The sequence below is a fragment of the Methanolobus sediminis genome (assembly GCF_031312595.1).
GTDB classification, from domain to species: domain Archaea; phylum Halobacteriota; class Methanosarcinia; order Methanosarcinales; family Methanosarcinaceae; genus Methanolobus; species Methanolobus sediminis.
The window spans coordinates 1,307,444-1,327,705 of the sequence record NZ_CP133592.1 but is presented as its reverse complement, the minus strand read 5'-3'; the positions used below and the strand labels follow the sequence as shown (position 1 = coordinate 1,327,705).

The 20,262-nt window shown below is 41.8% G+C and carries 19 protein-coding genes; 5 read left to right on the top strand and 14 right to left on the bottom strand.

Translation table 11 applies throughout. From position 1 onward, the window contains the following. The first annotated feature begins 23 nt into the window (after positions 1 to 23). Positions 24 to 1,727 carry an arginine--tRNA ligase gene (argS, locus tag RE474_RS06440; protein ID WP_309312141.1) on the top strand — a complete coding sequence of 568 codons (1,704 nt, stop codon included), beginning with the start codon at positions 24 to 26 and terminating at the stop codon, positions 1,725 to 1,727. Positions 1,728 to 1,759: 32 nt separating this feature from the next. Here the strand turns inward: argS and RE474_RS06435 are convergent, their stop codons facing one another. From RE474_RS06435 to RE474_RS06400, 7 genes are all read right to left on the bottom strand, one after another. Further along, positions 1,760 to 2,566 (bottom strand): class I SAM-dependent methyltransferase, encoded by an 807-nt coding sequence (locus RE474_RS06435; protein ID WP_309312140.1) that lies wholly within the window; start codon positions 2,564 to 2,566, stop codon positions 1,760 to 1,762. A gap of 454 nt (positions 2,567 to 3,020) precedes the next feature. Then, the gene (locus tag RE474_RS06425; protein WP_309312139.1) at positions 3,021 to 4,991 is read right to left on the bottom strand and encodes a glycoside hydrolase family 15 protein; all 1,971 of its coding nucleotides are present in this window, start codon (positions 4,989 to 4,991) and stop codon (positions 3,021 to 3,023) included. 90 nt (positions 4,992 to 5,081) lie between these two features. Further along, positions 5,082 to 6,431 (bottom strand): dihydrolipoyl dehydrogenase family protein, encoded by a 1,350-nt coding sequence (locus tag RE474_RS06420; RefSeq protein WP_309312138.1) that lies wholly within the window; start codon positions 6,429 to 6,431, stop codon positions 5,082 to 5,084. 57 nt (positions 6,432 to 6,488) lie between these two features. Beyond that, positions 6,489 to 8,126 carry an acetolactate synthase large subunit gene (locus tag RE474_RS06415; RefSeq protein ID WP_309312137.1) on the bottom strand — a complete coding sequence of 546 codons (1,638 nt, stop codon included), beginning with the start codon at positions 8,124 to 8,126 and terminating at the stop codon, positions 6,489 to 6,491. Between the two features lie 2 nt (positions 8,127 to 8,128). Next, the gene (locus RE474_RS06410; RefSeq protein WP_309312136.1) at positions 8,129 to 9,496 is read right to left on the bottom strand and encodes an NAD-dependent succinate-semialdehyde dehydrogenase; all 1,368 of its coding nucleotides are present in this window, start codon (positions 9,494 to 9,496) and stop codon (positions 8,129 to 8,131) included. Positions 9,497 to 9,859: 363 nt separating this feature from the next. Next, positions 9,860 to 11,227 (bottom strand): NAD-dependent succinate-semialdehyde dehydrogenase, encoded by a 1,368-nt coding sequence (locus tag RE474_RS06405; RefSeq protein WP_309312135.1) that lies wholly within the window; start codon positions 11,225 to 11,227, stop codon positions 9,860 to 9,862. 84 nt (positions 11,228 to 11,311) lie between these two features. Continuing rightward, positions 11,312 to 11,743, bottom strand: coding sequence for a DUF61 family protein (locus RE474_RS06400; RefSeq protein WP_309312134.1), 432 nt, complete (start codon positions 11,741 to 11,743; stop codon positions 11,312 to 11,314). Positions 11,744 to 11,884: 141 nt separating this feature from the next. Here RE474_RS06400 and mntA point away from each other — a divergent pair, with 141 nt between their 5' ends. After that, a complete protein-coding gene (mntA, locus tag RE474_RS06395) occupies positions 11,885 to 12,223 on the top strand; it encodes a type VII toxin-antitoxin system MntA family adenylyltransferase antitoxin (protein WP_309312133.1) in 339 nt (112 codons plus the stop codon). Then, positions 12,184 to 12,597 (top strand): HI0074 family nucleotidyltransferase substrate-binding subunit, encoded by a 414-nt coding sequence (locus tag RE474_RS06390; RefSeq protein WP_309312132.1) that lies wholly within the window; start codon positions 12,184 to 12,186, stop codon positions 12,595 to 12,597. Before mntA ends, RE474_RS06390 begins: the two co-directional genes overlap by 40 nt. 50 nt (positions 12,598 to 12,647) lie before the next feature. Here the strand turns inward: RE474_RS06390 and RE474_RS06385 are convergent, their stop codons facing one another. Continuing rightward, on the bottom strand, positions 12,648 to 13,673 hold the full coding sequence (locus RE474_RS06385; RefSeq protein ID WP_309312131.1) for a Fic family protein: 1,026 nt from the start codon (positions 13,671 to 13,673) through the stop codon (positions 12,648 to 12,650). Between the two features lie 79 nt (positions 13,674 to 13,752). Between RE474_RS06385 and RE474_RS06380 the strand changes: the two genes are divergently transcribed. Further along, a complete protein-coding gene (locus RE474_RS06380; protein WP_309312214.1) occupies positions 13,753 to 14,673 on the top strand; it encodes a ribose 1,5-bisphosphate isomerase in 921 nt (306 codons plus the stop codon). A 39-nt stretch (positions 14,674 to 14,712) separates the two neighbouring features. On the opposite strand, the gene RE474_RS06375 is transcribed toward RE474_RS06380, so the two are convergent. From RE474_RS06375 to RE474_RS06365, 3 genes are read right to left on the bottom strand one after another with little or no spacing between them, the layout of a single operon-like run. Beyond that, complete coding sequence (locus tag RE474_RS06375; RefSeq protein WP_309312130.1) at positions 14,713 to 15,033, bottom strand: helix-hairpin-helix domain-containing protein; 321 nt, start codon at positions 15,031 to 15,033, stop codon at positions 14,713 to 14,715. Next, entirely contained in the window at positions 15,030 to 15,764 is a 735-nt protein-coding gene (locus RE474_RS06370) for a SagB/ThcOx family dehydrogenase (protein WP_309312129.1), read from the bottom strand. Before RE474_RS06370 ends, RE474_RS06375 begins: the two co-directional genes overlap by 4 nt. 34 nt (positions 15,765 to 15,798) lie before the next feature. Next, positions 15,799 to 16,455 (bottom strand): class I SAM-dependent methyltransferase, encoded by a 657-nt coding sequence (locus tag RE474_RS06365; RefSeq protein WP_309312128.1) that lies wholly within the window; start codon positions 16,453 to 16,455, stop codon positions 15,799 to 15,801. Positions 16,456 to 16,506: 51 nt separating this feature from the next. On the opposite strand from RE474_RS06365, the gene RE474_RS06360 reads away from it, so the two are divergent. After that, on the top strand, positions 16,507 to 17,082 hold the full coding sequence (locus RE474_RS06360; RefSeq protein ID WP_309312127.1) for a DNA-3-methyladenine glycosylase I: 576 nt from the start codon (positions 16,507 to 16,509) through the stop codon (positions 17,080 to 17,082). Positions 17,083 to 17,109: 27 nt separating this feature from the next. Here the strand turns inward: RE474_RS06360 and RE474_RS06355 are convergent, their stop codons facing one another. From RE474_RS06355 to RE474_RS06345, 3 genes are read right to left on the bottom strand one after another with little or no spacing between them, the layout of a single operon-like run. Then, entirely contained in the window at positions 17,110 to 17,775 is a 666-nt protein-coding gene (locus RE474_RS06355) for an ABC transporter ATP-binding protein (protein WP_309312126.1), read from the bottom strand. Next, positions 17,775 to 18,977: an ABC transporter permease gene (locus RE474_RS06350; protein WP_309312125.1), complete on the bottom strand. Its 1,203-nt coding sequence runs from the start codon at positions 18,975 to 18,977 to the stop codon at positions 17,775 to 17,777. Before RE474_RS06350 ends, RE474_RS06355 begins: the two co-directional genes overlap by 1 nt. Positions 18,978 to 18,984: 7 nt before the next feature. Beyond that, positions 18,985 to 20,208: a COG1361 S-layer family protein gene (locus RE474_RS06345; RefSeq protein WP_309312124.1), complete on the bottom strand. Its 1,224-nt coding sequence runs from the start codon at positions 20,206 to 20,208 to the stop codon at positions 18,985 to 18,987. Positions 20,209 to 20,262: the final 54 nt, after the last annotated feature.

Below are 20,262 nucleotides of genomic sequence, written 5' to 3'. Positions count from 1 at the left end.
AATTATTAGTGTAGGTGTTATTTTTGTTCCTAGAATTTAAAAGACAGGTTACAGAGGCTCTTGACATTGCCCTGAAATCCCTTGGATATGAAGTAGATGACCTTGGGCTTGAGCCATCACAGCATGCGGATATTGCTTCAAAGGTGGCTTTCAGGCTGGCTGCACAGGCAAAGTGCAACCCAAAAGAGCTTGCTGACAAAATAGTCGCTGCAATTGACTTACCTGACGGTTCCCTGATAGGTGCTATCAAAACCGTTGGTCCTTACATCAATATTGATGCAGGTCGCAATTATGTGGACAATACTGTAAAAGCAATCCTTGAGGAAAAGGAAAACTTCGGCGGTAATTTCTGTGAAGGAAAAATACTTCTTGAGCACACTTCTGCCAACCCTAACGGTCCGCTTCACGTAGGTCACATACGCAATTCCATTATCGGTGACACACTTGTCAGAATCCTCAAGAAAGCAGGTTATGAAGTCGAGACCCAGTACTATGTCAATGACATGGGTCGCCAGATCGCTATTGTTTCATGGGCACTCTCACTTTTTGAGTTCGACACATCAAAGAAGCCTGATCACGCTATAGCAGATGTTTACATCAAGGCAAATGTTATCCTTAACGAAGAACCTGACAAGGTTGCAGAAATTGACAAACGCATGCAGCTTGTTGAAAGTGGTGATGAGGAAACCATTAAGAGCTTCGCTGAAGCCGTGGAATTTGCTGTAACAGGCATCAAGCAGACCCTTCTGAGAATGAATGTCAGTCATGACAGTTTCCCACATGAATCCGGTTTTATCCGTTCAGGTGCGGTTTCCAGGATAGTCGAGGAGATCAAGGCAACCGGAAGAACTTCAGATGACAACGGTGCTCTTGTAGTAGACCTTGCAGATTACGGTTTTGAAAAGACCCTTGTTATCCAGCGTACTGACGGAACTTCTCTTTATACAACACGTGACCTTGCTTACCATGAGTGGAAAGGCGAGCGTGCAGACAGGATGATCGATGTTCTGGGTGCAGACCACAAACTCATTTCAGGACAGCTTAAAGCAACTCTTAATGCTATAGGCAAGAAAGAGCCTGAAATTGTAATTTTCGAGTTCGTCTCACTTCCAGAAGGTTCCATGAGTACCCGCCGTGGAAAGTTCATTTCCGCTGATGACCTGCTGGACCAGATAGAGGAACGTGCTTATGCTGAGGTCGACAAGCGCAGACCTGAGATGGAAGACGAGTTCAAAAAAGATGTTGCCAGCATGGTCGGTATCGGTGCTGTCAGGTATGATATCGTGAAAGTATCACCTGAGAAATCCACTGTCTTCGACTGGAAAGAGGCACTTGACTTTGAGAAGCAGGGAGCTCCTTTCATTCAATATTCACATGCAAGGGCATGCAATATTCTCAAAAAGGCAGAAGAGGAAGGCAAGTGGAACCCTGCAGAGGAAATTGATCCCTCACTTCTTACCGAGGATACCGAGGTTGACCTTATCAAGAAGATGGCAGCCTTTGATAGTATCATTGATGTATGTGCAAAAGATTTGAAACCACATACAATAGCCATATATGCCAGGGAACTTGCAGATGCATTCAACCAGTTCTACAGGTTCGTGCCTGTGGTAAGTGCAGAAGAGGATGACATCAGAGCAAGCAGGCTGGCTCTTGTGAACTGTGCAAGGATAGTCCTTGCAAACGCTCTTGATACCCTTGGTATCGGTGCACCTGAATCAATGTGAGAAAGTTAATCTTTCTCATATCGTTTCCTTTTTTAAAATAAAATCTCATTTTTTAGGTCAAAGACCCATCTGCTAATTCCGGGTGCCACATTTCCACATCTTCGATGGAACAGGACTTCAAATCCCATACTTTCATATCTTTTGATGAGTTCCGGAATCTTCTCTTTTGGTTTGAAGGTATAGAAATGAATGAATCCTCCCTTTTTTACTAGTGGAGAAATGGTTTCAAGAAAATGATCCATGCCATAGGGTGTCGGTATTATTGCCCTGTCAAACTCAGTTTTTAGTAGATTTGGTATGCTGTTGGCATCGGCATTGATAATATGTATTTTATCTTCAAGTCCATTGAGTCTGCGGTTTGTTATAAAAGACTTGCAGGCGGCCCGGTTCATTTCCACTGCAACTACACTGGCAGCAGACGCAGCAGCAGGTATAGCAAAAGGTCCTACTCCGCTGAAAGGCACAAGTATATTTTCTTCTGGTTTTATCAGGGATGCCACTCTTTTTCGCTCATAAGAGAGCCTACCATTGAAAAAAGATTGTCTGAGGTCAATTTTGTAAGAGAACCCGAACTCTTTGTGGATGGTTTCTGTGCTGTTTCCTGCAATGATCTCAAAACCTGCAACTCTCCTGTTGCCTTCAAGTTTTGAGACTTTGTTCAGCACATTTTTGATATTCTGCATCCTTCCAGTGATAGCACAGGCTATATCTTCTTTGTAGCTTTCCAGCTCATCAGGTATGGATACAACAGCAATGTCCCCTACAATATCGAAACGGTTGGGCAGTTTTTCAAGTCCCTTTTCAGAAATCTTTCCCTTAAGCTCGTCCTTCAGGCTCATTTTTCTGTCTTTTTGCTCTAACGCAATGAAGGATTAAAAGTATTGGCTTAATGCCTAGTCTTATTCACTGGAATAGCCGGGAGTAACTTTTTTCTCAAGCATTGTAAAAGATGCATCTATCATTATTGCAAGCATGATAGCAGGTATAGCGCCTGCAAGAAGGGTAGTTGTGTTGTATCCTATAAGTCCCTGGAATATTATTTCTCCGAGACCGCCGCTGCCGATGAAAGCAGTGAGTACTGCAATGCTGTTGGTTGTGGGATTTTTCCAATGTCAGATTATCCTTTTATTGATTGTGATTTTGGCGCATGTGTTTTTCATATTCTTCCTGAGTGGGGAATGTCATCTTACAGACTTCACATTCAAACTTATTTCTTTTATTATGTGTATTTGTTTCCATTAATCTTCACCTCACAATATGCCTATCAATGCATAATCATCTGCTAAGATGGGGTCAGACAAACGATTTTTGTTTTTCAATATATTTATTTAAAGTATCCACAAATTCTGCATGACTCCATGTCAGGGGAGCTACTGACAAAGGTTCCCCTGTGAAAGGGTGTACCTGTTCTGGCATAATTCCCGTCTCAAGGGAGCAGTTTGCCACCCATTTGATAAGTTCAAGTGGTTTTGCAAGACTTTCGGGATCCTTTGCTTTTGCGATGTACCATTTGGCAAGCCATAGAGTGCAGATGATCCACGGATTACCGGGAATCGTATCACTTTGACGATGGTACTGATCGTTCTCATACCGTGCAAGGCCGCCCTTTTGTTCCACCCACAGTTTTCTCTCCATTTTTGTCATTGTACTTTCCACCCTGGGATCATCTGCGGGCAGGACATTGAAATCAAAAACAGCATAGACACTGCTGTCAGCAGTATTGTCTGCTGTTTTTTTATCGATGTCACCATCCGTGTAGTTGACACCTCTAAGGAATATCTTATTTTCAGAATCATACAGCTCCTCAATTATACCACTCCTTAAACCCAGGTATGTATCCCTGCAAATAGTGCAGGTTTCATGGTCTTCGAAGAGATCAGCTAATTTCTCTCCTGCCGTTAATCCCGCATAGACAGCGGAAGCAGTGAATGTGAAAACACCCCTTCTTTCCTCCCATAGATCATAGCTTTCACGAGGCAGTTCGTTGGGATAGCGGTAACTGTTCATAAAAAAGACTGCCTTTTTTATCAGAGGTTCATAGAGCTCCTTTATAAAATCAATATCTTTCGTTGCTTCGTAGTATTGCCATAGGGCGTGGATAACAAGTGCTGTTTCATCTTCCTGAATTGGTAAAGAGGGTTTACCAAATTCTACCCAGGGATGCCAGCTACTTCCGAGTGTCCTGTCGGGGTTGTATTTATGAAGCATACAACCTGGCCACCAGAGCACATCTCTGCAAAAAAGGAAAAAAGGCTTTGTGAATTCAGGATAACCTGCTTTTATCATTGCAACAGCAGTCAGTGCCCCATCCCTGGACCACATATAACTGTATGTGTCCTTATTAAATTGCATGTTATCGGAATCGTTTGCAGCAAGAATAGCCCCTCTCTTGTCGGTTTGTGTTTTTATTATGAGAAGAGAACGTCTGTATAGTTCAGAGATATTCTGGTCCAGACCGGATATGTCTATTGATATTTTGGATAACCATGAAAGATTGTCTTTCACGGTTTCTTCCAGAATATTCTGTGGTCCTTTTTCCCTGATGAAGCTGTTCAGTTCATAAATATCCTGGAAATTCTCTCCTGCTATAATATAATAGTACATTGCTTTTTCCGCATCAGCAGGTATTTCAAAATGAATACCTATGGTAGAATCAACAGTTCCCTGTGCCACTGGATTTCTGGAAAGGATCCCATCTTCCGCATCTTTAAATGTTCCCTGTAGACCCTTGTATTCTGCCTTTCCAATGGCAAAATCGTCAATATCGCTTGTGATATCTTCACTTCTGTCAGATTTCAGTGCTCCTATGAGAAAGTATCTCGAATTCTTATAATGTACGATTACATTGTGATTCATCTGGTAGATTGCTGTATCTCCGATACCGTTTCCATAAAGGTGAAAATCCTGATTGAAAAAAAGGCGTATTTCTCTCTGATAATCCCTCATATTCTTTATAATGACTTTACGCAGGAATATGTTATGTTCAAAATGAACACACTCTTCAAGTACGATCTCAATTCCAATATGTGGATTTGTGGCATGGTTTTCTGATATAAGTGTGCTTTTGCGGTAGGCAAGTTTTCTTTCCCATCCGGGATCATTTATCCATGAAAGATTCCCGTCAACATATACCCCGATCTTCTGTGCATGCCCTGATAAGTGATTTTCCTGTCCTACATAGGGAAAATATATGTCTCTGACCTGTAACCATTTGTCAATGTTTACAAGAAGGGACTGGTTTCCAAGAACTATATGCCGGGTCATGTTAAATCCCTTTCAAATCAATTGTCACTGTTATTTCCTCCCGATTTTGTCGAAAACAATTTCGGATATCAATGTTATGGAAATTGCTGATCATTTTAACATGTAGTTTAAATCATATGCTACGCTTGGATATGAAAATACCATTGATCTTAATTGAGTTGCTGTCAGGCCATATCTCATGGCCATTGCAAAAAGATTGATGACCTCTTCTGAATTTGGTGCCAGCAGATGTGCTCCCAGTATAAGATCACTGGACTCATCTATTATTACTTTGGAGGCAGCATATCCGGAATTAATTCTTCTGGAAGAATACCACTGGCTCATGTCATAGAAAAGTACCTTGTGGTCCTTTGATGAATCGCTTTCCGTGATACCTACGCCTGACAGAGGTGGTATCGTGAACACTGTGGAAGGTATGACAGTGTAATCAGCAACTTCTTTATTTCCTTCAAGTATATTCGTAGCAGCAATATCTGCCTGGAAGCTCACAACAGGGGTGAGAGCAGGACCCGGACGTATGCAATCGCCTGCTGCATATACTCTGGGGTTGGAAACACTCTGGAAATATTCGTTAAGGGATATGTTCCCTTTATCAAGTATCACATTGCCTTTATCAAGCTGTAGTTCTTCAATAGCCGGAACTCTTCCCAGACCGTGGACGATCATATCCGCAAAGAATATCTCATCTTTTTCACCGTCCTTACAGCAGGTGGTCACCTTAAAACCATGAGATATCTTTTCTATATTTTTGAGTTCTTTCCCTTTGATCACATGGATGCCTGCTTCCTCAGAAGCTTTGACGAGCATGTTCACAAGGTCATGGTCGAATTGCTTTAGTACTCTGTTACCTCTTTGTAAAATTGTTACGTCACATCCGGCTCTTGCTGCGATATGAGCGAACTCAAAGGAAATGTATCCACCACCGGCAAATATGATCTTTTTTGGCAATTCATCAAGTTCCATGAACTCTCCACTTGTGACAAGATATTCCTCACCCGGGATGTTAAGTCTGCGAGGTTTTGAACCGGTTGTGATAATTATATATCTGGAAGCGATCTTTTTTTCTCCCACGGACAAAGTGGATTCATTCTCAAAACGTACGGTTCCGTGATATGCATCGATCCCGTTGTCAGTGTATCCTTTTTCACTTTGCAGAGGCTGATCCTCAGTAAAAGTTCTTTTGTAATCTACAAGTGAAGACCAGTCAATGAAAATTTTATCGCCTTTAATACCCTTACCAAGCATTCTGTTGTGTTCATCAACTATATTGGACACACCTGCAAGTACTTTCTTTGGAATACATCCTCTTAAGGCACAGGTACCACCATATTCTCTGTTGTCGGCGATTCCTACTTTCCATCCGGCAGCATTTAATTTATATGCAAATGTTGCCCCGGCAGCCCCAGTACCGATTACAAAAGCATCATATTCTTCTTTCATCGAGGTCTCCCCATATTCGACATTTTAAATATGTGGATCTCATATGTTAAATTTAACTTATATTTCGCAGAAATTGTGTTTCAATTTCTCTGTAAGCTTTATGTTCTCAGAATAGTCCACAGGAACATCCAGAATCCAGACACCGCCTGCCTTAAGAGCCTCTGCAAGCTTTGGTTTTAACTCTTCAGCACTTTCAAGCCTTACTCCTTTAGCACCAAAACTCTCTGCCAGCTTAACAAAGTCAGGATTAGTAAACTCGATTCCCATGGTCTCGTTGAAGGCTTTTTTCTCATGCCATTCAATAAGTCCATATTTTGAATCGTCAAAAATAACGACAACAAAATTGCAGCCAAGCCTTACAGCAGTTTCAAGGTCCTGAAGATTCATAAGGAAACCGCCATCCCCTGCAATAGCAACAACCTTTTTTTCAGGTTTAATAATACTTGCTGCAATGGCACTTGGAAGTGCAAATCCCATGGTTGCCAGTCCGTTTGAAATGAAAACCGTATTCGGTTCGTATGCAGGGAAAAGTCTTCCAATCCACAATTTATGAGCACCGACATCGCTGATGAGTATATCTCCACGGTCCATGGTTTCTCGTACATCTGAGAGTATCTTCTGTGGTTTCATAGGGAAAGACATGTCTTCGGCGTAGTCCTCAATTTCTGCTTTCATCCTGGCGCGAACCTTCTGGAATCTTTCATGCATTTCCTTTTCAAAATCACATTGCTGCCTGATGCTGAAAAGCGTCTGCCTGATGCTTCCAACAAGCAGTATATCAGGAATATATGTTTCATCAATTTCGGGGTGGTCTGTGTGGATGTGAATTATCTTCTTTGATTTGTCAGGGTTCCAGAATTTAGGAGTGTACTCGACATAATCAAAACCCACACATATTACAAGGTCAGCCATTTCAAAACCACACATTATGTGGTCATGATCCTTGATTCCCATCGAACCTAGATAGTGAGGATCATCGGCAGGTATTGCACCTTTTCCCATGAATGTTGTAACAACGGGAAGTCCTGAGAACTGGACAAGTCTGCTGAGTTCACTGGCTGCATTCTCTCTGAAAACTCCATTACCAGCAAGGATTATTGGCATTGAACTTTCTTTGATCATTTTTGCAGCTTTCTTAAGCTCACTTTCATCAAGAAGACTAATATGAGGATAGTTCTTCTTTATTATGGGTTCTTTTGATGTTTCTTCTTTGGCCACATCCTCTGGAAGCTCGATATGAGTGGCTCCGGGTCTATCTGTTGCAATATCAAAAGCCTTGTGAACGATCTCCGGAATGAAATCAGGTCTTGTAATTTTTGAATTCCAGGTTGTGAATTGCTTGAAAGCCGTTACAATGTCGATATATTGATGCGATTCCTTGTGTGTTTTTTCAAGGGCAGACTGTCCGGTGATCGCTACAAGGGGTGCCCTGTCAAGCTGGGCATCTGCAATACCGGTAATAAGATTTGTGGCTCCTGGTCCCAGTGTTGCAAGACACACCCCTGGCTTGTGGGTGAGCCTTCCATACATGTCTGCCATGAAAGCAGCACTCTGCTCATGTCTTGTGGGGATGAATTTTATCTTTGATTTTCTGAGTGATTCGGTAAGGTCGATGGTTTCCTCTCCCGGCACTCCGAATATGTATTCTACTCCCTCGTTTTCAAGACATTTCACAAAAAGATCGCTAGCTTTCATTTTTAATACACCTTCATGGATTTCACGTTCATAAATTCCAGCATCCCATGGCGGTACATCTCCCTTCCGATTCCGCTCTTTTTCATTCCTCCGAAAGGAAGCCTTGGATCAGATGATACAATGTTGTTGACAGTTATGACACCGGCTTCGATGTGTTTTGTCATTTTCATGGCTTTCTGCTTATCCCTGCTCCAGATGCTGGCTCCAAGCCCGAATTCAGTATTGTTGGCTATTTTAATAGCGTCTTCCTCATTATTGAAAGTTATTATGGGTGCAACAGGTCCGAACGTTTCTTCCACGACAACAGGAGCAGTCTCATTTACATTACTGAGGATAACAGGTTTGTAAAAATATCCATCCTCATCTGTCCTGCCACCTTCAAGAATTATTTTTGCTCCTGATCTCATGCTCTGTCTGATCTGCTCTTCCAGGCTCTCTATTTGAATTTCACCTGCCATAGGTCCTATATCCGTAGCAAGGTCCATAGGATCTCCAATTTTGAGATCTTTTACATGATTTGTGAATTTCTCTGTGAAATCTCCGGCAATTTTCTCATCAACTAGTAAACGTTTGGCTGCAATACAGCTTTGTCCGCAGTTCTGGAATCTGGCTGTAACCGCTGCTTTGGCTACTTTATCAACATCTGCATCTTCCATCACTATCAGAGGGTCGCTGCCACCAAGTTCAAGGATGAACTTCTTGATGCTTTTTCCTGCGGCTTCAGCTACCTTTTCTCCACCGGGACGACTTCCTGCAAAAGAAACAGCGTTTATTTCATCCCTTGAAATCAGTGATGATGCAGTGTTGCCATCTACCAGAAGTGTCTGGAAAACTCCTTCTGGAAATCCGGCTTCAATAAAAATGTTCTCAATTTCAAGAGCACACATGGGAACATTACTGGCATGTTTCAGCAACACAGTATTTCCACCAGCAACAGCAGGAATACCAAATCTTAATGCCTGCCAGAATGGAAAATCCCAGGGCATTATACTGAGTATAACTCCCACCGGTTCATAGATATACCCGGATATTTCAGCGTCAGTTTCCACAAATTCGGATGCAAGAAAGCTTTCAGCGTTCTTCGCGAAATAATCACATGTCCATGCGCACTTTTCAATTTCCGACAGTGACTCCCTGATAGGTTTGCCCATTTCTCTTGTTATAAGCTCTGCAAGCTCTTCTTTTCTGTCTCTTAGAACCTCACCTACGCATTCGATGGAAAAGGTTCTTTCAAAAAGAGGTTCGTTTTTCCATTGAGCAAATGTTTTTCGGGACTCTCCTATCTTCTGATCCACAACCTGCTGAGAATAGAGGTCAAATTCTTCGTTCAATTCCCCTGTTGCAGGATTAACAGACTTAATTTTCCCCAATTGGAATTCCTCTCACTTATTATTGGAATAAAGGCTTTAACAAGCCAGATTCATTCTTTTATATAATAGTTGACATGATATATAATTGCTTAGCAAGCCTTTCGCATCTAAGGAATCTAATGTTGTCTATAGATATTATTGAGACAAGGACTTTAAAAGATTAGCACAATCTTATGATTGTGAGTAAATCTTTGTTTCTTTCATTTTTCTTTTTTTAGACAATGTTCTAATTATGCATCTTCGGGTTATGTGGAGAAAGGGAAATGAGTGGTATTGAAATTGTAGAGCTCACGCCGAATAACATTTCTGAATATAGTGCGTGCGGTTACTTATAATAAAAGAAAAAATGAGACTAAAGTCTCTTTACATCAGCTTCACAGACTTAATATTCATAAACTCAAGGAATCCATGTCTTGAAAGCTCTCTGCCCATGCCGCTTTTCTTAACTCCGCCAAATGGCAGGCATGCCTGCGGTGTGCAGAATGAGTTCACTCCTACCATTCCGGTTTCAAGCTCAGATGCAATTCTCATAGCCCTGTCACGTTTCTGGCTCCACACACTTGCACCAAGTCCGAATTCGGAATCGTTTGCAAGTTCGATGGCTTCTTCTTCGGTTTTTACAGTAATAATCGGTGCCACAGGTCCGAAAGTCTCCTCTGTCATTACTTTCATGTCTTTTATAACTCCGCTGAGAACAGTAGGAGAATACATGTAGCCTTCACCTGCAATTCTTCCACCGGGGACAAGAGGGCTTGCACCTTTTGATATCGCATCCTTGACCTGTTCTTCAAGTACAAGCATCTGCTCATTTCTGACCATTGGGCCAATGTCTGTTTCAGGTTCCATTGGGTCACCGATCTTCAGATCAAGAGTTTTTTCCACAAACTTTTCCGTGAACTCTTCAGCAACCTCTTCCATGACTATAAAACGTTTGGCAGCGATGCAGGTCTGTCCGGTATTTATGAAACGGCTTGGAACAGCAACCTTCGCTGCCATTTCAACATTTGCATCATCAAGGACTATGAAGGGATCACTTCCACCAAGTTCCAGCACGAATTTCTTCATGTTATGGGCTGCAAGTTCAGCAACCTTCTGTCCTGAATCGTATCCTCCTGTGAATGATACGGCTTTCACTTCATCCCGTGAAATAAGTGAGGATGCAGTTTTTCCATCCACTATCATTGTCTGGAAGACGCCTTCAGGAAATCCGGCATCAAGGAAAATATTCTCGATTTCAAGGGCACACAGGGGAACATAACTCGAATGTTTGAGCAGCATTACATTTCCACCGGCCAGCACATGTGCTGCTGCACTGAGAACCTGCCAGAACGGGAAGTTCCATGGTTTTATCGCAAGCACAGTTCCCATTGGTTCGTAGTGGATCATCTGGTCGCATGCTCCTTCTTCCGCAGGCTCAGGTTCAAGCATCTTCTCGGCATTATCGGCAAAATAATCAAACATGGTGGCACATTTTACAACCTCTGGAACAGCCTGCTTCATTACCTTACCCATCTCGGTAGTAATGAGTTTCCCATACTCATCCTTGTTTTTCCGTAAGATCTCAGCAAAGTTCTTCAGAAGCTCATTACGCTCTGAAACATCAGTTCTTTTCCATTCCCTGAACGTTTCAGCAGATTTTTTAAGCATCTGGCTCACCTGCTCATCAGTATGCATTTCAACTTCGCTGATAACTTTTCCTGTTGTTGGGTTAATGGATGAGATCGTGGTCATGGTAATCATCTGATGGTATAATGATCGAAATATTACATATTTGCTATTGTTGATTCAATTAAAAAGTGAGTATCCATTAATTTCTTACATCATAGCTATCTGTACAACACTCAGATACTTCTTCATAATTGTATAAGCTATGGACCTGCCAATCCATAATTTTCCCTGTTGCATCCTTCTCATTTTACTCATTTCCCCCAAGATCTGTAAAGCTTCAAGAGCTATGGGGTCATTGAGATAACAACTGTCAGGAACCCTGTTATCTGAAAAAAAGATAATGGGTATCTTTAGGTTCCTTTGCAGGTCGGTTGGCAGTTTATTTCCCAGTTCTTCCAGTATATCTTTATCAAAGACATGTTCGTTTCCTGCCTTTGTTCTGGATACAGGTCTTTCTTCCGTTAATAGCTGGGCAAGGCTCTTACGTTCAGAAACAAGTCCATCGTTTAGTTTTCCTACTTCAATTCTCATCCAGAGTGTCAGGATGGATTCATCAGAAACTGGAATTCTGCCGGACATAATCTTCAATAATTCTATGTGACTTTTAGTTAAAATCGGTTTTGAGTATTTTTATTTGCATATGCAGTCGGTAAATAATTTAAAGCTGTAATTTCTAAAGAATATAATTATCTTATATACAAAATCATTATAGGAATCAAAATGGCTGAAAGATCAGAAGTATTCGATTTATCAATACAAAAAGTCAAAGCTGCTGTCCTTCAGGCTTTTGAAAATGAGGATGTCAGTATATTCCTGTTCGGTTCAAGGGCAAAAGGAAATGCTCATAGTACATCCGATATTGATATTGGAATCCTGTCGGCCGGTTGTTTTGACAGAAAAAAGATAACTGTTTTGAGAGCAGAATTAGAAGAGATGAACATTCCCTATACTGTGGACCTTGTAGACCTTTCCGCAGTTTCTGAGGATTTCAGGCAGCAGGTGCTTAAAGAGGGAGAATTATGGAAAGAGAAAGGGAAATGCAGTGTAAAATCGGAATGAAAGCAAAGGTTGCAAAAAGAGCCCTTGAGACTCTTCAGGAAATAATGGACGAACCATATTCCGTAATAATCAGGGATGCTGCTATCCAGCGTTTTGAATACACCTTTGAAGCCATCTGGAAACTTGTAAAAGAGTATCTCCTGGAAAGGGAAGGAGTGATATGCAATTCTCCTAAATCATGCTTCCGTGAAGCTTTCAAAATGCATCTCATAAATGAGGATGAGAGCATGCAGGCGCTTTACATGACCGATGACCGGAACATGACAACTCACACATATCACGAGGATGTTGCAGAAGAGATATACAAGGAGCTTTCAGGATACTATGCTCTTATGAACAAGATCTATACAAGCATAGTTACAGAATGCTTGTGATTAAACTCTCTTTTTGTTTGTTTAAATCCAATTAATCCCATTTTTCAAACTCATATGAGTTCGTCAAGATGGTCAAACCTGAGTTTATAGTAGGTCCCTCTTCCGGTTCTTCCTACTTGTATGAAGATTTTTTTCTGAACCAGGTCCTGAAGGTCACGTTTTGAGGTTGAAACACTCAGATCACATAATTTCTGATGTTCCTTGTTAGTGATCTTTCCCATCTCACGGGCAAATTTGATAGCTTCCAGCTGGCGATCTTTCAGTCCGGTTTGGATATATTTTCCAATGGTTCCGTAATCACGGCTGATATTCAGCACCGCATTCTCAACCCTTGAGACCTTAAGGGCAAGTCCATAGAGATAATATTCCAGCCATTCATTGATGTCAGGTTTACTATTCCCTCTTCCTTCAAGTTTTTCAAAATAGTCCCTTTTTCTCTGGTTGAAGAATTCCTCAATGGTGAATAGTTTCTTTGCTTCCCTGAAATTCTGTGCAAGCATATAGGACGAAATACTAGTGGCGATGGTGCAGTTTCCTTTTTCAAAAGGATGCATCCGATAAAGCTCAAAAAGGACTATACCTGCCTTCAGTGTTGGAAGTATGTCATCTGATTCCTCACCGTATGCCCACTCCAGCAGGTCCCTGATGCAATATCTGACTCTTTCTGGTTCCATGAAACCTTCAGCAATGGTGGTACGATATTTTCCTCTCTCCTCATCAGGAACCATATCCTTCATGGCAATTCTGTGAAGTGTGAATATTGTATCCTCGGTTATTTCATCATAATCCATTTCCTGCAGGTATTCATTTAGTTCCAGGAAGTTCAGCACCTGTTTCTTATCAGTCTCATCTCCGAAAATATCCTGCCCGTTTACAAGTTTTGTAACCTGCCTGATGGAAAGCCCGTTCTCTTCAAGACTTGTGGCATGGTATGTAAGTCTGAAAAGATTGTTGATCTGTAGCCTTCTTTCCCATGCAGGCGGTACATGTGTGTTGAGAATTATCTCTCTTGCTGCATGTATTCGTGCTAGTAGTCGCACTATTCTGTCATTATACTGGAAATCAGGCTGGTACATGCTTCATGTCTCCGTTTTTTACCATTGATTGACTGGCTAAATATAAATTCTTTGACTACGACTTATAAATATGAATGCTATGGAAGACCTGAATACTACAGCAGAGAAGATAAAGACGATGGAGATCAGGGGTGCCGGAAGAATTGCAGTTGCAGCTTCTGCAGCACTGAGGGACTATGTAATGACACTGAAATCACTTCCTTTAAGTGAGTTCAATGTAAAGCTGGAAGAAGCCGCAAAAACACTTGTGGACACCAGACCAACAGCAGTCTCTCTTCCAAATGCAGTTGCCCTTACAAAAAGGCACAGTGCAACCAATGTTTATGACGCGATTGATGAGATTGCAAAGAACGCAGAGAAATTCATAACAAATGCAGATCAGGCACTTGGTAAAATAGGAAAGATAGGTGCAGAGCGCATCCATGATGGCGATGTCATAATGACACATTGCAATTCCCATGCAGCACTCTCAATCATCAAAACAGCCTTTGATCAGGGTAAGGACATTTCAGTCATAGCCACAGAATCCAGACCCCGAAGACAGGGTTTCATCACTATCAGGGAACTGAACGACTATGGTATTCCTACAACTCTTATCGTTGATTCAGCTGTGAGGCTGACAATGAAAGAAGTTGATCTTGTTGTAGTTGGTGCTGATTCAATTTCCGTTAACGGAGCACTCATAAACAAAATCGGTACTTCCCAGCTTGCATTGGCAGCTCAGGAAGCCCGCAGGAACCTTATCGTGGCTGCAGAGACCTATAAATTCAGCCCTCGCACTCTCCTTGGTGAGATGGTTGAAATTGAGGACCGTTCCAGCGATGAGGTAATAGATGCTGATATTCTTAAGGAGCTTCCGAATGTAAAAGTCAGGAATCCTGCATTCGATGTAACCCCGGCAGAGTACATTGATCTCATTATCACTGAAGTCGGTGCTTTCCCGCCTGCAATGGCTTTCACGATTCTCAGGGATTATCTGGGTCTTGAAATTGAAGTGTGAATAGTAAAAATGAATTAATGAACTGATTTCTGGAAAGTCTCAGTCTTTCCAGTTCCACCATTTTAAAAGTTCAGGGTCATGCTCATCATTTGATGCAAAATAAACCGCTTCCCTGAAAACATAGAGCATGCACCTGTCTACATGCATACCCTGAAAATCGCATAATTGCTGGTATAGTTCTTCCGGGTCTCTGTCCTTAAGCTCTGAAACACTGCGGATATCGAGATACCAGAGGTCGTCTGCAATTGTTTTTCCAACACCTGGAATAATCATAAGTTCTTTTGTGACGGTTTTATAGTCATCACTTTTAGCATTGGGATTATCCTCCTTTTTTGCAGCCATTGCATCCTCATCTTTCACTTTTTCCCCACGGTTGCAACATAGATCACAAACTCGTTCTCACCATCGATTCCCATTACAGGATTCATCTCTTCATCAAGGAATGCTGCAATGGCACAAACACCACAGTTCACGGATTCCGCACTTAGATAGAGGTTCTGGCACACGTGACCGGCATCGAGATGCAGGTACCTGTAACCTCTCTGCCCGTATCTCCATGTCATTCTGTAGGGAACTGCTGTCCAGATGAAAGTAGCAGCACTGGTGGTTACAAAAGCCTGATCCAGACATCCACGTCTGATCTTTGTTGCAATGTCCTTTTCTGTGTTTATTTCCACAAGTTTGTGTTCGATGGGAAGAAATCTGTAAAGCCCTCTTTCAAGTCCTTTGACATTGTTTGCGAGAATATATGTTTCCAGAGCGTGTCTTGCTCCTGCTGACGGTACTGTCCTGAAAGTTGCAGCGGTTCTGACGACTTCCTTCACTCCCTGGGTACACCAGAGCAGGTAGGAAAGTTCTTCCAGTGAAAGCGGTTCTGAACTGTAGTTTCTGACACTTGTTCTCTTTTCTATCGCTCTTCTGAGGTCAATATTCTCAACTTTAATGTCCGCTGGCAAAGGAAGATCAATTACTTTGTCCTTCTCTTCTGCGCCAAGTTCCAGATCAGGGTTAGGATATCCCATTGACTGATCTGACCTGTCCAGATAACGGTACTGTGTTTTTTCCATGAACTCTTTCCCTATTTTCCCCAAGATATTCTCCTCCTGCTATCTACATAAAAAATGTTCATTGCTTCTTTATACATCTTGCTTTTAGAACTACAAAGGAACCTCTTCTAAATCCTTCCTCTGCCTCTTCCGGCTGCTGAATTAGATTCAGGGGCTTGAAAAGTGTCTGCATGACAGTTATATCACCGAACCCGTGTTCTTTCAACATTGCTATAATATCTTCTGTAGTGCGAAAAACAACATTTCTGTAGAACCTGCTTTTTGATGCTTTTTTACGATACTTCTCACCGAGAATACTGTTCTTTTCGACAAAAGCGATAATAAAGTCTCCTTCAGGAGTCAGGATACGATACACTTCTTCCAGTGTCAGGTTTGCCTCCATTAAACAGAAACTTGTAACTATCAGGGCAAGTCCCATGGATGAACTTTTAACAGGAAGCGATTCAGAAACTCCTTTTATGCATCTGATCTGCCTGCTTGCTGCTATTTCCAGCATACTGACAGAAGGATCGATTCCGCAGTTGATACCAAGTTTCGATGCAAACCGGCCTGTACCCACTCCTATCTCTATGCTGTTTTTTCCAGAAACAGGTGGTATCAGTTTTTGAATGGCTTCTATTTCCGAAGCGTAGACAATAGGATTCCTGTCGTACCAGCTATCATAGTTCTTGGCACTTTTATCATAAACGGTTTTCTTCATGCCCACCATTCCCATACAGGATTCTCTAAAAGAAACTATAAAAGCTTTGATATCTCTCTGAAATATATGAAAGTTAGATGTGAGTGGGCTGAAACAAACGAACATGAAATTGAGTATCATGATACAGAATGGGGAGTTCCTGAACATGATGACAGGAAGCTTTTTGAGTTTCTGATACTTGAGGGTGCACAGGCAGGACTTAGCTGGGACACTATCCTGAAAAGAAGGGAGAATTACAGGAAAGCCTTTGATGATTTTGATTTCGAGAAAGTTGCTGCTTATGATGAAAAGAAGGTTGCCGAACTTTTGCAGGATCAGGGTATCATCAGGAACAAACTGAAAGTGCGTTCTGCTGTCAATAATGCAAAGGCATTCATTGAGACCAGGAATGAGTTCGGCTCTTTTGATGCTTATCTCAAGACATTCCTGCCTGAAGGGAAACCAATACAAAACTCATTGAAGTCCATGCAGGATATTCCTGCAAAAACTGAGCTTTCTGAAAAGATAAGCAAGGACATGAAAAAGAGAGGATTCAATTTTGTGGGTCCCACGATAATCTATGCTTTCATGCAGGCTGTGGGAATGGTAAATGACCATCTTGTGGATTGTTTCAGGCATGAGGAATGTCGGAAAATGCAGTGAGCTTTATCCTCCATTTTACATCACAATTCAATCTGCAAGCAGACCATCCTTTAGAGTAATCACCCTGTCAACATAATCCAGATGCCACTCCTCATGGGTGACCATGACGATGGTCTGCTGGTTCTTTTTGTTGAAGTTGCTGAAAAGCTCGAGCACCTGTCTGGATGCCGTACTGTCAAGATTGGCGCATGGTTCATCGGCAAAAAGGATTTTCGGCTCATGCACCAGTGCTCTTGCAATCGAAACTCTTTGCTGCTGCCCACCGCTCATTTCAGATGGGAGATGATGCATTCTATCTGCAAGGCTCACGGCTTCCAGTATATTCGTTGCCTTTTCTTCCAGCTCTTTTTGTGGATGACCCTGCATCATCAGTGGAAGATACACATTTTCAAGACCTGTAAGAGTGGGAATGAGCGCATAATCCTGGAACACATATCCAAGGTTATTGAGCCGGAATCTGATCTTCTCCCTGTCGGTAAGTTCCGATATGTTTGTAGAGTCAATAATGATCTCTCCTGATGTGGGTGTATCAAGAATTCCAAGCTGGTTGAGCATTGTTGTCTTGCCGCTACCACTTGGGCCAACAATGGCAATAAATTCTCCTTTCTCAATGTTCAGACTGACACCTTTCAAGGCCTGTACTTCCACTTTTCCCATCAGGAAAGTTCTTTTGATATCTTTAGCCTCAATCATCAGTTAGAACTCCATATAAGGTCGAGAAGACTTCTTTTTGTCATCTGGTAGGATGGTATCAAGGAGCCAAGTACTGCTGCTATGAAGAGCATCATGGCACGAATTACAGCTTCTGAATTGCTGAGGTCAAGGCTGACATTACCGATTGGAGCGCTGATGGGATGTGCCTGAGTATATCCGGTTATGACAAACTGCATTAGGGAATATCCAATGACCATCGCAATAAAAGCATAGAACATCGCCTGCAGTACAAAGGATGCAATTATCACTTCCTCTTCTATTCCGATGGCTTTCTGAACACCAATTTGTCTTTTCTGGCTTACGATGTTGACAAAAATGACCACGAAAATGATAACAAAGGCAACAATAAGACCAACTGCTGTGAAGATATTTCTCACCATGGATAACGTGCCTTCTATTATCTGCAGGATGCCGGCAAATTCAGTCCACGAGCGTACTTCTTCCTTTACTCCGAGGGACAGGATCTCATTCATCACAACATCTTCATCTGATCCATCCTTAAGTTTGATAGCAATCTCCTGAGCTTTATTATCTGCATTAAGTGCCTCTTCAAGGTCTGCAATGTTTACAAAAGCCGAAGAATCAGACATAAAAAACAAAGTACTGTAAATTCCTTTGACCCTGAAATTCATTTCCTGACCATTTATCAGGACAGTTACAATGTCGCCAACTTCCACATCTTCAAGGGATCTGGTCTGCATTACTGCTCCATATCCTCCTGATACTTCCCTGCCAAGTACTATTTCCCCCCTGTCCAGCTTGCTTATGAATTCTCCTTCAACCATAGCAGATGAGAAATCAGTTACAAGTTCCTCTTCTTGTGGGTCAATGCCATAGATTGTGGCACCAACTTCTTTTTCTTTGTAAGATACGCTGGTTTTCAGCCGCAGCCGGGGAGAAACGCCCATGACTTCAGGTATGTGTTCTATCTTTTTGCTCAGGGCATCGACATTTGTTATGTAGGCTTCATCCTGTGCAGGCTCAATAACGATGTTTCCTGTCTGGTAGTCCACAAGCACATCGTTGAATTTCAGTGTCACACCGCCTATGACACTGGAAAAGAAAACAAGTTGAATATACACCAGTGTCAGGACTATGATAGTGAAAAAAGCGATTCCTCTATTTCCTCTGAGTATAGATTTTGATGCAAGGAAAAATGAGACCTTTGCTTTTTCAAACATGTTCTACTCATTCCGGTTTCTTAAATTTGAGACGGTCCTTGAAAGTATAGGCTACATATCCAAGAGCCAGCAGCACAATTATCACCAGCAATATTCGATATGGAGAAGTGCCTGTTACATTCATGGTGAGTTTCTGTTCTACGGTGTGATTCCCAAAGTCATCTTCATATTCGATTAAGGCCGTGTAATCCTGATCACCGCTCTTGCCCGGGATAAATGAAAAAGTTGCAGGGGCATCATCATCTGCATCAAGTTTTCCGATGAAGGCTTCTTTTGTTCCTGACATGTCAAGTCCCACAAGGCTGACCTTAACAGATCTCGCTTCGCCTTCACCTACATTCTCTATTCTGATTATCTGGGTTAGTTCCTCTCCTTTTACAGGCATTGTAGGACTATTTTTGACATTTGCAATATCGATCTTTGCTTTGCCTTTAGCATCAAAACCGATTGTCTCCACTGAACTTATATTCAAACTTTCAGTATCATCAACCGCCCTTATAGAAATAGGGATATTGTATGATGTAATTTCAGCATCTTTTCCAAGACTTAGCTCAAATGCTATCTCTTTTTCTTCCCCTGCATCGAGCGTGTGAATGAAGGCACTGTTATCGTTAACAGCGACAAGACCCGGTACATCTTCAATTTGCAGGCTAATTTTTATGTTCTTGGCATTTCCACTTCCGACACTTGCAACGGTAGTGTATAGGATGAAGTCATCTCCGGGAGAGATTCCTGTCTTTGAGAAGGAAGAGTTCATGAGGGCAATTTCAGGTGTGCCCTCTACTTCGATGGAGATTGTCCTTGTGACAAAAACATCATTTCCATCTGAGAGTTTGAACGTAACATGATATGTTCCGGTCCTTGCTTCAGGGTCGATGAGGAAATTGTAATTGATCTCAACATTTCCGTTTGAGCTGATCCTATCTATTCTGAAACTGCTATTGGAAATGCTCTTTACACCATACTCTTTTTCAGAGAACCTGAGAATGAGAGGAAACTGGTTTTCGACATCAAGAATGATATTGCTGACAGTTGTATCGTCATAGTTTGCAACACTCACTTTTACAAGCAGTTCTTCTCCAGGTCTTACTGGTTGAGGTGAGACCTCTGCTGCAAGTATGTCGAGTTTGTCAGTCCTTACCTGCTCAAGACCAAAAGCAGGACATGATGTGCATAGAATACAAATTATTAATAAAACCAACATGGATTTGAGAAATTTGCTCCCGAGCATTGGTAACTCCCTCTCGAAATAACTTTTATTTTATAGTATAAGTCTGGCTCAAAT

Excerpts from the sequence above, each read along its gene's own strand:
- RE474_RS06365 (WP_309312128.1), bottom strand. The coding sequence starts at position 16,455 with ATGGGAATGGTGGGCATGAAGAAAACCGTTTATGATAAAAGTGCCAAG.
- RE474_RS06435 (WP_309312140.1), bottom strand. The coding sequence starts at position 2,566 with ATGAGCCTGAAGGACGAGCTTAAGGGAAAGATTTCTGAAAAGGGACTT.
- RE474_RS06350 (WP_309312125.1), bottom strand. The coding sequence starts at position 18,977 with ATGTTTGAAAAAGCAAAGGTCTCATTTTTCCTTGCATCAAAATCTATA.
- RE474_RS06425 (WP_309312139.1), bottom strand. The coding sequence starts at position 4,991 with ATGACCCGGCATATAGTTCTTGGAAACCAGTCCCTTCTTGTAAACATT.
- mntA (WP_309312133.1), top strand. The coding sequence starts at position 11,885 with ATGGCTGAAAGATCAGAAGTATTCGATTTATCAATACAAAAAGTCAAA.
- RE474_RS06345 (WP_309312124.1), bottom strand. The coding sequence starts at position 20,208 with ATGCTCGGGAGCAAATTTCTCAAATCCATGTTGGTTTTATTAATAATT.
- RE474_RS06360 (WP_309312127.1), top strand. The coding sequence starts at position 16,507 with ATGAAAGTTAGATGTGAGTGGGCTGAAACAAACGAACATGAAATTGAG.
- RE474_RS06415 (WP_309312137.1), bottom strand. The coding sequence starts at position 8,126 with ATGAAAGCTAGCGATCTTTTTGTGAAATGTCTTGAAAACGAGGGAGTA.
- RE474_RS06355 (WP_309312126.1), bottom strand. The coding sequence starts at position 17,775 with ATGATTGAGGCTAAAGATATCAAAAGAACTTTCCTGATGGGAAAAGTG.
- RE474_RS06380 (WP_309312214.1), top strand. The coding sequence starts at position 13,753 with ATGGAAGACCTGAATACTACAGCAGAGAAGATAAAGACGATGGAGATC.
- RE474_RS06390 (WP_309312132.1), top strand. The coding sequence starts at position 12,184 with ATGGAAAGAGAAAGGGAAATGCAGTGTAAAATCGGAATGAAAGCAAAG.
- RE474_RS06420 (WP_309312138.1), bottom strand. The coding sequence starts at position 6,431 with ATGAAAGAAGAATATGATGCTTTTGTAATCGGTACTGGGGCTGCCGGG.
- RE474_RS06405 (WP_309312135.1), bottom strand. The coding sequence starts at position 11,227 with ATGACCACGATCTCATCCATTAACCCAACAACAGGAAAAGTTATCAGC.
- RE474_RS06400 (WP_309312134.1), bottom strand. The coding sequence starts at position 11,743 with ATGTCCGGCAGAATTCCAGTTTCTGATGAATCCATCCTGACACTCTGG.
- RE474_RS06385 (WP_309312131.1), bottom strand. The coding sequence starts at position 13,673 with ATGTACCAGCCTGATTTCCAGTATAATGACAGAATAGTGCGACTACTA.